At 59.6% G+C, this 13,340-nt stretch carries 9 protein-coding genes and 4 tRNA genes; 7 read left to right on the forward strand and 6 right to left on the reverse strand.

The features are described from left to right. Positions 1-8: 8 nt before the first annotated feature. Complete coding sequence (locus J3D54_RS17005) at positions 9-3,479, reverse strand: PAS domain-containing hybrid sensor histidine kinase/response regulator (RefSeq protein WP_253420407.1); 3,471 nt, start codon at positions 3,477-3,479, stop codon at positions 9-11. Positions 3,480-3,698: 219 nt separating this feature from the next. Beyond that, positions 3,699-4,238, reverse strand: coding sequence for a TetR/AcrR family transcriptional regulator (locus J3D54_RS17010; protein ID WP_253420410.1), 540 nt, complete (start codon positions 4,236-4,238; stop codon positions 3,699-3,701). A gap of 91 nt (positions 4,239-4,329) precedes the next feature. On the opposite strand from J3D54_RS17010, the gene J3D54_RS17015 reads away from it, so the two are divergent. From J3D54_RS17015 to J3D54_RS17025, 3 genes are all read left to right on the forward strand, one after another. Then, the gene (locus J3D54_RS17015; RefSeq protein WP_253420413.1) at positions 4,330-5,520 is read left to right on the forward strand and encodes an MFS transporter; all 1,191 of its coding nucleotides are present in this window, start codon (positions 4,330-4,332) and stop codon (positions 5,518-5,520) included. A 160-nt stretch (positions 5,521-5,680) separates the two neighbouring features. Then, positions 5,681-6,832 (forward strand): TDT family transporter, encoded by a 1,152-nt coding sequence (locus J3D54_RS17020; RefSeq protein WP_253420416.1) that lies wholly within the window; start codon positions 5,681-5,683, stop codon positions 6,830-6,832. Between the two features lie 102 nt (positions 6,833-6,934). Beyond that, on the forward strand, positions 6,935-8,809 hold the full coding sequence (locus J3D54_RS17025) for an MFS transporter (protein WP_253420419.1): 1,875 nt from the start codon (positions 6,935-6,937) through the stop codon (positions 8,807-8,809). Positions 8,810-8,935: 126 nt separating this feature from the next. Here the strand turns inward: J3D54_RS17025 and sugE are convergent, their stop codons facing one another. The 3 genes from sugE to rdgC form a co-directional block, all read right to left on the reverse strand. Then, positions 8,936-9,250, reverse strand: coding sequence for a quaternary ammonium compound efflux SMR transporter SugE (gene sugE, locus J3D54_RS17030; RefSeq protein WP_018925158.1), 315 nt, complete (start codon positions 9,248-9,250; stop codon positions 8,936-8,938). Positions 9,251-9,369: 119 nt separating this feature from the next. Then, positions 9,370-10,335, reverse strand: coding sequence for a bile acid:sodium symporter family protein (locus J3D54_RS17035; RefSeq protein WP_253420421.1), 966 nt, complete (start codon positions 10,333-10,335; stop codon positions 9,370-9,372). Between the two features lie 114 nt (positions 10,336-10,449). Next, entirely contained in the window at positions 10,450-11,370 is a 921-nt protein-coding gene (gene rdgC, locus J3D54_RS17040) for a recombination-associated protein RdgC (RefSeq protein WP_007936132.1), read from the reverse strand. Between the two features lie 160 nt (positions 11,371-11,530). On the opposite strand from rdgC, the gene J3D54_RS17045 reads away from it, so the two are divergent. From J3D54_RS17045 to J3D54_RS17060, 4 genes are all read left to right on the forward strand, one after another. After that, a tRNA-Val gene (locus J3D54_RS17045) sits at positions 11,531-11,606 on the forward strand. An 18-nt stretch (positions 11,607-11,624) separates the two neighbouring features. Next, a tRNA-Asp gene (locus J3D54_RS17050) sits at positions 11,625-11,701 on the forward strand. Positions 11,702-11,888: 187 nt separating this feature from the next. Beyond that, positions 11,889-11,964: transfer RNA gene (locus J3D54_RS17055), tRNA-Val, on the forward strand. Between the two features lie 19 nt (positions 11,965-11,983). After that, positions 11,984-12,060, forward strand: a tRNA-Asp gene (locus J3D54_RS17060). 143 nt (positions 12,061-12,203) lie between these two features. On the opposite strand, the gene J3D54_RS17065 is transcribed toward J3D54_RS17060, so the two are convergent. Continuing rightward, positions 12,204-13,340, reverse strand: a complete 1,137-nt coding sequence (locus J3D54_RS17065) for a catalase family protein (RefSeq protein ID WP_253420423.1) — start codon at positions 13,338-13,340, stop codon at positions 12,204-12,206.

The raw sequence follows: 13,340 nt of genomic DNA on the forward strand, positions 1-13,340 counted from the left end.
CTGCGGTGTTACAACGGCAAATGCCGACTCAACAACGCCCGTAACGCGGCCGGCTTCACCGGTTTGGCCAGGTAATCCAGGCCTGCTGCATGCACCTGGGCCACGGTTTCCGGCCGTCCATCGGCGCTGATCACCACCCCCGGCACCGGCTCGCCCAGTTGCGTACGCAACCACGCCATCAAATCAGTTCCGGTCTCGCCATCGTCCAGGTGGTAATCCACCAGCGCTAACTGTGGGCGCATCCCGTCGCTGAGCAGCGTCGCGCATTCATCACGGTTGCGCGCGGTCCAGACCTGGCAGCCCCAACGCGTGAGCAGGCTGTTCATGCCAATCAGGATGCTGTCTTCATTATCGATGCACAGCACTTGCGCGCCGCCGAGCAAATGGCCATTGAGCTCGGCAACTTTGGCCGGCGCCGCAGTCTGTGCCCGAGCCAACGGCACGCTGACACTGAACACGCTTCCGCGACCCGGCCAGGAGCGCACGCTCAAGGTGTGACCGAGCACGCGGCACAGTCCATCGGCAATCGCCAGGCCCAGGCCCAGGCCTTTCTCGGCCCGGGTCTGGTGGCTGTCGAGGCGTTTGAACTCTTCGAAAATCACCTTCTGTTTGTCTTCCGGAATGCCCGGTCCACGGTCCCAGACCTCCAGGCACAGCTCGCCGTTACGTCGCCGAACGCCGAGCAGCACGGGGCCTTTGGCGTAGCGGAAGGCATTGGTCAGGAAGTTCTGCAAGATCCGTCGCAGCAGTTTGATGTCGCTGTCGACCCGTAGCGCACTGCCTCGGACGCGGAATGTCAGCCCCTGTTCCTGAGCCAGCGCCTTGAACTCGGCACCCAGCGTATGGAATAACTCATTGAGTACAAAGGGCTTGCGATCAGGGTTGATCTTGCCGTTTTCCAGACGGGAAATGTCCAGCAGATCACTGATCAGGTCTTCGGCCGAACGCAGTGAACTGTCCAGGTGATGAACCAGCTTCTGCGCTTCGCTGGACAAACCTTCTTCCTGATGGGAGAGGGCGGCAGAGAACAGCCGCGCAGCGTTCAGCGGTTGCATCAAGTCATGGCTGACGGCGGCCAGGAAACGGGTTTTCGACTGGTTGGCCGATTCGGCGGTGCCCTTGGCTTCGGTCAGGGCAAGGTTGAGTTGTGACAGCTCGTGGGTCCGCTCGGCGACCCGCCGCTCAAGGCCTTCATTGGCTTCGGTCAGCGCCTGCTCAGCCTCGCGGAACGCGGTGATGTCGGTGAAACTCATGACGAAACCGCCGCCGGGCATCGGGTTGCCGATCAGCTCGATCACTCGGCCGTTGGGGAACAGTCGTTCGGAGGTATGGGCGCGGCCCTGACGCATCCAGTGCAGGCGGCGGGCGACGTGCACTTCCGCTTCGCCGGGTCCGCACAGGCCGCGCTCGGCGTTGTAGCGAATGATGTCGGCAATCGGCCGGCCGACGCTGATCAGGCCGTCGGGGTAGTTGAACAGCTCCAGGTAACGCCGGTTCCAGGCCACCAGTTTCAGCGACTGGTCGATCACGCTGATGCCTTGGGTGATGTTCTCGATGGCGCCTTGCAGCAGGGCGCGGTTGAACTGCAGCACTTCTGAGGTTTCGTCGGCGATCCGTACGACGTCCTCCAGTTGCATTTCCCGACCTTCGATGGCAGCTTTTACCACCGCCCGAGTCGAAGAGGCGCCGAGTACACCGGCCAGCAAGCGTTCGGTATGGGCGATCCATTCACCGTCGGCGTTCTGGTTCGGGTTGAAGCCTTTGCCTTGGCGGTAGGCGAAACGGATGAAGCTCTGACGGGCTCGTTCTTCGCCGACAAACCGGGCAGCCAGTTGCAGCAAATCGTCGATTTGTACCGCCAGCATCGAGCGGGCGTTGGGGCGGGCGCTGATTTCCTGGCCGATGAAGCGACCGGCCTGCCAGTGCTCCGAAACCCGCGTGCGTGACAGCACCGAGACCCAGGCGAACAAGGTGAAGTTGCCCGCTAGCGACAACACCACACCTTGAGTCAGTGGCGTGATCGGCAGGTTCAGCGGGTTGCTTTGCAGCCAGGCCAGGCCCGGAAAACTGCTCAAGGGCAAGCCGAGACTGTTGGCGGCAATCGGCAACACCAGGGTGTAGAGCCAGAGAAACGTCCCGGTAGCCAGCCCGGCAAACACGCCACGGCGGTTAGCCTGTTTCCAGTACAGCGCGCCGAGCATGGCCGGGGCCAGTTGGGTCACGGCGGCGAAGGCGATCTGGCCGATGGTTGCCAGGCTCGCGGTCGAGCCCAGCAGGCGATAGCTGACGTAGGCCAGCAGCAGAATGATCACGATGCTCACCCGGCGCACCGAAAGCATCCACTGGCGGAACACTTCGAATGGCCGCTCGGCGTTGTTGCGTCGTAGCAACCACGGCAGCAGCATGTCGTTGGAGAGCATGGTCGACAGCGCTACGCTGGCCACGATCACCATGCCGGTCGCCGCCGAAGCGCCACCGATAAACGCGAGCATCGCCAGGGCAGGGTGAGATTGGGCCAGAGGCAGGCTGATGACGAATGAGTCCGGCAGCACCGAACTGGGCAGCAACATCTGACCGGCCAGTGCAATCGGCACCACAAACAGCGCCGCCAACGCCAGATAGGTCGGAAACACCCATTTGGCCAAGCGCAAATCCTGGGGATCGATGTTTTCCACCACCGTCACGTGGAACTGCCGGGGCAGGCAGATGATCGCCATCATTGCCACGCCGGTCTGCACCACCATGGACGGCCAGTTGATGGTTTCCTTCCAGTACGCTTCCAGGCGCGGGGCGAGCATGGCCTGGTTGAAGAGGTCGTCGAAACCGTCGTACAGGCCGTAGGTCACGAACGCGCCGACCGCGAGAAAAGCGAACAGCTTGACCAGCGATTCAAAGGCAATCGCCAGCACCATGCCGCGATGGTGTTCCGTGGCGTCGAGGTTGCGGGTACCGAAAACGATGGTGAACAGCGCCAGCACCAAGGATACGATCAGCGCCGTGTCTTGCGCGCGCGTGCCCATGGCGTCGGCGCCGGCGCCGATCAACAGGTTCACGCCCAGCACGATGCCCTTGAGCTGCAAGGCGATGTAGGGCAGTACGCCGACCAGGCAAATCAGCGCGACGACTACCGCCAGGGATTGGGATTTGCCATAGCGAGCGGCGATGAAGTCGGCGATGGAGGTGATGTTCTCCTGTTTGCTGATCATCACCATTTTTTGCAGGACCCACGGCGCGCACACCAGCAGCAGGATCGGCCCGAGGTAGATCGGCAGGAATGACCAGAGTTGTTCGGCCGCCTGGCCCACGGCGCCAAAGAACGTCCAGCTGGTGCAATAAACCGCCAGCGACAGGCTGTACACCCAGGCACGCACTCGTGGCGGCAACGGCGTGCTGCGACGGTCGCCGTAAAAGGCGATGGCGAACAGGATGGCCATATAGGCCAGGGCGACAATGGCGATCAGCCCGGTGGACAGCGACATGGGAACTCCAGACAAAAAACATCCGGGACTGCGCCCGATCCAGACAGTCTCGCATGACCGCCTGAGTTAGTCAGTGTCGACCAAGGTCGTGGCGTGGCGGGGTGTCGCAGGTTGGGAGTCCGCTGGATCTTTGGTGTCTTTTCGGGCTTCTTCGCGGGCAAGCCGCGCGCCTACAGGTATTACGTCTTATAGGAGCGAGGCTTGCCCGCGAAGGCGGCGTTACTGACTCAATGCAATATCGATCAACCGATGCAACTCATCGACCTCCAGCGCCTGCGCCGCAAACAGGATGCGAAACACCGTGGGTGCTACCACCATATTGATCAACCGGTCGACACTTGGCCGTGGTTGATCGGGATAGCGATCCAGAATGGTCTGCAACTGCCCACCAATGATCGTCACGCAATAGCCCGGCGTGGCACTGGATTGCACGTCGCGCATCATGTTGCGCCCGGGTTCGGAGCTCATTTCGTCCAGATACTGCTCCGCCCAGGCCCGCACGTCACCGCGCAGGCTGCCGGTATTGGCCGGCTCACTGTCGGGGCGCATGCGGGCGATGGCGACATCGGCCAGCAGTGCCGACAGATCACCCCAGCGCCGGTAAATAGTCGACGGCGTCACCCCGGCCCGGGCAGCAATTTGCGGCACAGTCACGCAGGCTCGGTCCTGCTCTTCGAGGAGCGCGCGGACGGCCGAATGAATCGATTCTTGAACCCTGGCGCTGCGGCCGCCGGGGCGTAAACCTTCTTTAATAGTCATACGGTGGACCTTAACACAAAGAATTTGCTTTAAGAGAAAGTCAGTAGCACACTCCGCAAAAGCAAAATATTAGCTTTTGCGGAGTGTGCTCATGTCTCTTCCAGCGACAAATCGTTCCAGCCTGTGGTTTCTGGCGATCACCTTACTCAGTTTTCTCGCCGCTTCCACCGCGCCGACCCCGTTGTATCACCTCTATCAGGAACACCTGCAATTCTCGGCAGCGACCCTGACCCTGATTTTTGGCGTCTACGCCCTCAGCTTGTTGGCGGCGCTGCTCACGGTCGGTTCGCTCTCGGATTATCTGGGACGCAAGCCGGTGATTTTTACCGCTGTATTGCTGAACATGCTGGCGATGTTGCTGTTCATCAACGCGGACAGCGTTGCTTGGCTGATCAGTGCGCGGGTCCTGCAGGGGTTTGCCACGGGAATGGCCACCGCCGTTTTGAGTGCAGCGCTGCTGGATACCGACCGTCAGCAAGGGCCGATGGTCAACAGCGTTGCGCCGTTGCTGGGCATGGCGCTGGGTGCCATGGGGTGCGGTTTATTGGCCGAGTTTGCGCCGCTGCCGCTGCAATTGACCTATTGGGTGCTGTTCGCGCTGTTTGTGATGCAAGCGCTGTACGTCTGGCGCCTGCCGGAAAGCGTCAGTCGACAACCGGGTGCCTGGGCCTCGCTGCGCCCGACCCTGCATGTGCCGATTCAGGCGCGGCGAATGTTGTGGCGGGTGCTGCCGATAGACCTCGCGGTGTGGGCGCTTGGCGGCTTTTTTGCCTCCTTGGCGCCGTCTCTGGTGCGGACGGCCACCGGGTCGACGTCGAACTTGATTGGCGGTGCGACGGTGGCCGTGTTGACGGTGACCGGTGCCTCGATGATCTACACCTTGCGCAATCGGCCGGCCGACAAGGTCTTGCTGCTGGGCGCGAGCTTGCTGCCCGCAGGCGTCGCGCTGATTCTGCTGGCGGTCCACAGCGCCAGCCTGCCATTGTTTTTCTTCGGAACTCTGGTGGCGGGCGGCGGTTTTGGCGCGGGCTTCCTGGGTGCCCTGCGAAGCATCGTGCCGCTGGCTTTGCCTCATGAGCGAGCCGGATTGATGTCGGCGTTTTATGTGCTCAGTTATCTGGCGTTCTGCTTACCGTCGTTGCTGGCCGGTAATCTGACCCGCACCTTTGGGCTGGTGGCGACCACCGACGGTTACGGCGCGGTACTGATCATCCTGTCGCTCGGTGCGCTGATCGGGTTGCTTCGTGAGCGGTCCGTCAAAGTCTGTGGCGTCGATGTCTGATGACCGTCAGCCTTGGCGCAGCCCTTCATCTCGACTGAGCGCAGCGTCTGATGCTATATCTGTAAAACAGATAACAGTTAGAGAAATTACCCGTTATATCGATATTCGATTCAGATCTACCATGAACTCCACCTCATCAGAGGACAGGAGTTCCTTCATCATGACCTGCACCAGCTACATTAAACCCGGTATCAAGCCGCTCAGTCATTTGCAGCACCCAAGAGAAGCTATTCGCCAATTCACCCCGAACTGGTTCGCCGCGACCATGGGCACCGGGGTATTGGCACTCGTGCTCGCGCAACTGCCTCTGGCAATACCCGGCTTGCAGGCGCTCGCCGAAGGCCTGTGGCTGTTCAATATTGGCCTGTTTGTGTTGTTCACGGCCATGTACACCGCGCGTTGGGTACTGTTCTTCGACGAGGCGCGGCGGATTTTCGGTCACTCCACAGTTTCGATGTTTTTCGGCACCATTCCCATGGGCCTTGCGACCATCATCAATGGCTTTCTGCTGTTCGGCCTGCCGCGTTGGGGCGACGGTGTGATTCATGTCGTCGAAGTGCTGTGGTGGCTGGACGTGGCGATGTCGCTGGCCTGTGGCGTACTGATTCCCTACATGATGTTCACTCGCCAGGAACACAGCATTGACCAGATGACCGCCGTCTGGCTGTTGCCGGTGGTGGCGGCGGAAGTGGCGGCTGCCAGTGGTGGCTTGCTGGCGCCGCACTTGGTCGATGCTCATTCACAACTGGTGGTGCTGGTCACCAGCTACGTGCTCTGGGCTTTTTCCCTGCCGGTGGCGTTCAGTATTCTGACCATCCTGTTGTTGCGCATGGCCTTGCATAAATTGCCCCACGAAAACATGGCCGCCTCGAGCTGGCTGGCGCTTGGGCCGATTGGCACGGGTGCGCTGGGTATGTTGCTGCTGGGGGCCGACGCGCCGGCGATTTTTGCCGCCAACGGTCTGCCGGGGATCGGTGAAATAGCTGAGGGGCTTGGACTGGTGGCCGGGATCACGCTGTGGGGCTTCGGGTTCTGGTGGATGCTGATGGCGCTGCTGATCACCGTGCGTTACTTGCGCACCGGTATCCCGTTCAACCTCGGCTGGTGGGGTTTTACTTTCCCGCTGGGTGTCTATTCGCTGACTACGCTGAAACTGGCCAGCACCTTGAGCCTGACGTTTTTCAGTGTCTTTGGTTGCGGGTTGGTGGCCATGCTGGCGGCGATGTGGCTGATTGTCGCCAAACGTACGGTGCAGGGCGCGTGGCGTGGCGAGTTGTTTGTCTCGCCGTGCATCGCAGGATTAAAGAAATAACCGGCAAAGATTAGGTAATGTGTGTGGCCTGGATCGACGTTCGACATTCCAATAACAGTATCCACGCCACCCTCTACCAAAAAAATCAGGGACACATGGAAGATGAGTCACCCCTCGCAGTTCACCTTGCTTCGCACTCGGCGCTTCCTGCCTTTTTTTGTCACGCAGTCCCTCGGGGCCTTTAACGACAACATCTTCAAGCAGTCGCTGATCCTTGCCATTCTGTACAAGCTGACCCTCTCGGGTGACCGCTCGATCTGGGTCAACCTGTGTGCGTTGCTGTTTATCCTGCCGTTCTTTCTGTTCTCGGCGCTGGCCGGTCAGTTCGGGGAAAAGTTCGCCAAGGACGCGCTGATCCGTCTGATCAAGCTCGGGGAAATCGTCATCATGGCGGTGGGCGCGGTCGGTTTCATGTTCGATCACTTGTCGCTGATGCTGGTGGCGCTGTTTGCCATGGGCACCCACTCGGCGCTGTTTGGGCCGGTGAAGTACTCGATCCTGCCCCAGGCCTTGCGCGAAGAAGAATTGGTGGGTGGCAACGGCCTGGTGGAAATGGGCACCTTCCTGGCGATTCTCGCCGGGACGATTGGCGCCGGGATCATGATGTCCGCCAGCAACTACGCACCGGTAGTGTCCACGGCAATCGTCGGTATCGCAGTGCTCGGTTACCTCGCCAGCCGCAACATTCCCCGGGCCGCGGCGGCATCGCCGCAAATGCGCCTGAACTGGAACATCTTCAGCCAGTCCTGGGCCACCTTGAAGCTGGGCCTTGGGCAAACCCCTGCGGTATCGCGATCGATCGTCGGTAACTCATGGTTCTGGTTTGTCGGGGCGATTTATCTGACGCAGATCCCGGCGTATGCCAAGGAATGGATGCACGGCGACGAAACCGTGGTGACGCTGATTCTTACCGTGTTCTCGGTCGGCATCGCACTGGGTTCGATGCTCTGCGAGAAACTTTCCGGGCGCAAAGTCGAGATCGGTCTGGTGCCGTTCGGCTCATTCGGTCTGACCGTATTTGGCCTGCTCCTGTGGTGGCATTCCGGCGGAATTCCGGACAGCGTTGCCGGCCATGGCTGGCTCGAAATCCTTGGGTTCGGTCACACCTGGCTGGTATTGATCGACATCCTCGGGCTTGGAGTCTTCGGCGGTTTCTACATTGTGCCGCTGTATGCGTTGATCCAGTCCCGCACCGTCGAGAACGAACGGGCCCGAGTGATCGCCGCCAACAACATTCTCAACGCCCTGTTCATGGTGGTGTCGGCGATTGTGTCGATCGTTCTGCTGAGCATCGCCAAACTGTCGATCCCGCAGCTGTTCCTGGTGGTGTCGCTGCTGAACATCGGCGTTAACGCGTACATCTTCAAAATTGTCCCGGAATTCAGCATGCGTTTCATGATCTGGCTGCTCGGCCATTCCATGTACCGCGTCGAGCATCGCAACCTGGAGCTGATCCCCGATGAGGGCCCCGCGCTGCTGGTTTGCAACCATGTGTCGTTTGTTGATGCATTACTGATTGGTGGCGCGGTGCGTCGGCCGATTCGCTTTGTGATGTATTACAAAATCTACAACCTGCCGGTGCTGAACTTCATCTTCCGCACGGCCGGGACGATTCCGATCGCCGGGCGTCAGGAAGACATTCAGATTTACGAAAAGGCCTTCACCCGGATAGCCCAGTATCTGAAGGATGGGGAGCTGGTGTGCATTTTCCCTGAAGGCAAGTTGACCGCTGATGGTGAGCTCAACGAGTTCAAGGGCGGGCTGACGCGGATTCTCGAAGAAACGCCGGTGCCGGTGATTCCGCTGGCGTTGCAGGGGTTGTGGGGGAGTTTCTTCAGCCGCGATCCGAACAAGGGCTTGTTCCGTCGGTTGTGGTCGCGGGTGACCTTGGTGGCGGGGCCGGCGGTGGCCATTGAAGCGGCTGAACCGGCGACATTGCAAGGGTTGGTGGGAGAGTTGCGTGGGGCCGTTAGATAGTCGGTGACTTTGCGGGCCTCATCGCGGGCAAGCCCGGCTCCCACAGGTTTTGATGCTGTGCCACATAGTGTGGTCACACCATCAATCCCTGCGGGAGCCGGGCTTGCCCGCGATGGCGTCAGAGGCCTAAGCGCTAACCTTGAGCCCGACCAAGCCGGTAATGATCAACGCCACACTGGCCAGCCGAAACAGCGCCATGGATTCACCAAACAGAATGATCCCGGCGATCACCGTGCCCACCGCACCCACGCCGGTCCAGATCGCATAAGCCGTGCCCAGCGGCAATTCCTTCATGGCAAGGCCCAGCAGGCCAAGGCTGATTGCCATGGCGGCAACGGTCAATGCGGTAGGGAGAGGGCGGCTGAAGCCGTCGGTGTATTTCAGGCCGACGGCCCAGCCGACTTCGAACAGGCCAGCAAAAAACAGAATGATCCAGGACATTGGAGACCTCCATCGATGGATGGGGTCGTCCCCGGACTAATGACTCGAACGAGCCGCGAGGTCGTCCCCGCGTTGCGCAATAGAGTGCCGATCATTAACCCGAGGATCAAGTTTTCGGCTTAGTCAGCCACCTGCCGAGCGGCGATTTTCCGATCCTCTTTCTCGCTCATGCGACGGAAATACGTCGAGAGCAGCGCCCCGGAAATGTTGTGCCAGACGCTGAACAATGCGCTCGGCACCGCCGCCAGCGGCGAGAAGTGCGCGCTGGCCAACGCTGCGCCCAGGCCGGAGTTCTGCATGCCGACTTCCAGTGCCAGGGATTTGCGCTGGGCCAATGGCAGGTTGAACAAGCGTCCAGTGAAGTAACCCAGCAAGTAGCCGAAGCTGTTGTGCAGCATTACCACGGCCATGATCAGCAGACCTGATTCGGCAATCTTCGCCTGACTGGCAGCCACCACGGCAGTGACAATGATCACGATGCTCACCACCGACACCAGCGGCAACACCTCTACCGCGTGACGAACCCGATCACCGAGCACGCGTTGGGCAACCACGCCAAGTACGATCGGCAACAGCACGACTTGCAGGATCGACCAGAACAGCTCCATGAACGACACCGGCAACCAGGCCGAGGCCAGCAGCCAGATCAGTGCCGGTGTCAGCAATGGCGCGAGGAGGGTGGTGACGGCTGCTATGGCCACCGACAACGCCAGATCGCCGCGAGCCAGCCAAGTCATCACGTTCGAGGAGGTGCCGCTCGGGCAACAGCCGACCAGAATCACACCGACGGCGATCTCTGGCGGCAGGTGGAACACTTGGCAGAGCAACCACGCCATACCGGGCATGATCACGAAATGGGCGACCACGCCCAGGGCCACGCGCCACGGATGACGAGCGACTTCGGCGAAGTCTTCGAGCTTGAGGGTCAGGCCCATGCCGAACATCACCAACCCCAGCAGCGGCACAATGGCGCCTTTCAAGCCGATGAACCAGGCCGGCTGCAGAAACGCCACGATGGCGAAAACCAGTACCCAGTAAGCGAAGGTGTTGCCGACAAAACGACTCAATGCAGCGAGTGCGCGCATGGTCTGATCCTTGTTATATAAGTGGGATTCCCAGTTTGGAAATCCAATCAATGTGGGAGCAGGCAAGCCAGCTCCCACATTTGATCCGGTTCCATCAAGGGGAACCGGTTGTTTTTAGATCCCTTGCGGCGTCTCTTCACCACCCAACGCTTCAACCAGTGCCGGCAGGAAATCGCCGAAGGTCAGCATCATCAGGGTGAAGCTGGCGTCCAGTTGACCCAGTGCTTCGTCACCACCGTCCTGTTCAGCCTGATCTTGCAGCAAGTCTTCGAACTTCAGGCGCTTGACCACCATTTTGTCGTCGAGCACGAACGATAGTTTGTCCTGCCAGGCCAGTGACAGTTGAGTGACCACTTTGCCGGTGCTCAGGTGCAGCTGGATTTCTTCGCTGGTCAGGTCCTGACGCTTGCAACGCACGATACCGCCGTCTTCGTGGGTGTCGCGCAGTTCGCACTCGTCCAGCACAAAGAAATCGTCCGCAGCTTTCTGAGTGGTAACCCACTCGGTCATGGTCGCGGTCGGGGACATCTTCACCGTCAGCGGACGCACCGGCAGCGAGCCGATCACTTCGCGCAGGGTAGACAGCAGGTCTTCGGCGCGTTTCGGGCTGGCCGAGTTAACCAGGATCAAGCCCTGTTTCGGCGCGATGGCGGCGAAGGTCGACGAGCGACGAATAAAGGCGCGGGGCAGGAAGGCCTGGATGATTTCATCCTTGATCTGATCGCGCTCCTTTTTATAGACCTTGCGCATTTGTTCGGCTTCGATCTCTTCGACCTTTTCCTTCACTGCGTCACGCACGACGCTGCCCGGCAGAATGCGTTCTTCTTTACGGGCTGCGATCAGCAGGAAGTCTCCGCTGACGTGTACCAGCGGCGCGTCTTCGCCCTTGCCGAATGGCGCGACGAAACCGTAGGTGGTCAACTCCTGGCTTGCACATGGACGCGCCAGTTTGGTGGCCAGTGCAGTTTCCAACGCCTCGGCATCAAAAGGCAGATCTTGGGTCAGGCGATAGATAAGCAGGTTTTTGAACCACATGGGGTGAGTCTCTCCTTTATACAAAGGGGGGCATTATTCTCTTAGCGGCGCCATAGGCCAACCCTTCGCTAAGCCTTTGGAAGGCCTGAAAAAATTAATTAAAAAAGTGCTTGCCAGAGGTGTGGTCGCTCCGTAGAATGCGCGCCACACCGAAAGTGAAGGGTGATTAGCTCAGCTGGGAGAGCGTCTGCCTTACAAGCAGAATGTCGGCGGTTCGATCCCGTCATCACCCACCATTCGCTTTAGTGTTACGCGCAGCGGTAGTTCAGTCGGTTAGAATACCGGCCTGTCACGCCGGGGGTCGCGGGTTCGAGTCCCGTCCGCTGCGCCATATTCGGTAACCTGGAATGCTGAACGCCAGGTCACCACGGAAAAGCCCGCTAATGCGGGTTTTTTTCTGTCTGAAGTTCCTGTGGGGTGTGTCGTTTTACCGGTTTTCAGATTTTTTTGATTTTTTATCAATTAAATCAACACTTTATGAAAACCTGTGGCATAATGTGCCCCGCAACGAAGGTAAAGGGTGATTAGCTCAGCTGGGAGAGCGTCTGCCTTACAAGCAGAATGTCGGCGGTTCGATCCCGTCATCACCCACCACTTACTTTCAACGCTACGCGCAGCGGTAGTTCAGTCGGTTAGAATACCGGCCTGTCACGCCGGGGGTCGCGGGTTCGAGTCCCGTCCGCTGCGCCATATTCGGTATCTGGAACACTGAACGCCAGATCACCACAGAAAGCCCGCTTAATGCGGGCTTTTTGCTGTCTGGGATTGGGCTTTTTTCCGGACTCACTGAAGAAAGCGACCTGTTCGGGTCGCTTTTTTCGTTTCTGCCTTACTTATTGTTCGCCGTTGCGGCTGTGTCGATAGTCGCTGACAGCCTCGTACACCGCTTTGCGCAACCGGTTGATCCCACCAATCGGCCTATGGGCTTCAAGGCCGAACCATGGATTGAACGACAGATTATCGCATTGCAGATTCAGCGCCGGGGTGTCGAAATCCTGGGCGGGCAGCTTGATCCTGGCCACGGTTTCGAAAGGCGCATCTTGTTCACGCCACTCGATGCTGGTGTCTTCGATCGGCATATAGTGGCTAGGATCCTGGCGCTGGATCTGTAACACGAAGCAGGCCGGCGTCCGGTCAGTCGACAACTGCTGGTTCAGCGCACTGCGCAGGAAGTTCGGCAGGTTTTGATTTTGCGTGGGCAGGGCGTAGGCCGGGCAGCTACCGGGATCGGGCATTACCCGGAATTTGACGTTGGCTTCACCAAACTTGTACGGCGAAACCGAAAAGTAGGTGGTCTGGGTCGGGCTTGCCGGAGCGGGGGAGAGTGTCGCCAGCGCAATAAACAGATGGCGAACTTGCCAGGTGCGCGGGTCCCAACCCGGGAAGAACGCCATTACCTTTTTGCCGTCAGCCTGGGCGGCCACATTCTGACGATACTCGGCGACATCGCTGACAAAGAAGTTCGGATGGTTGAACATCACGAAATCCTGTTCGTTGTGTCCTTGTCGGTCACTCAGCAACTGTTTATCCGGCACATCGAACAATTTGATCGCCATGCCCCGGGCATCGCGGATGCTATCGAACTGCGGATACGCATTACCGTTGGACAGCCGCATCGTCGCTTGCCAGGTTTTACCGGGTTCGCTGAACACGCCTTGGCGCAACGCCGTCGCCAGATCCGGCAGCACCTGAACCTCGGCCTTCACGCAACCATGAGCCTTGGCATGGGCGTCGCGCAGGTAGCGGGTACTTTCGCGGTGCTGATCGACGATCCGTACCGCCGTCTGGATGATGTCACGGGTCATCGCCGCTTCGCCGTCCGGAATCAGTTCTTCAGCCGATACCGGGCCGCGCTGCTGCCAGGCGAACCATGCCATGGCCAGCGCCCAGCCGAGTACGCCCAACCCCAGCAACCACAGCATCGTTTTTCCGAGGAAAGCACCCAGGCGCAGCCAGAGAGTGATCAGCAT

The organism is Pseudomonas sp. GGS8 (assembly GCF_024168645.1).
GTDB lineage: Bacteria > Pseudomonadota > Gammaproteobacteria > Pseudomonadales > Pseudomonadaceae > Aquipseudomonas.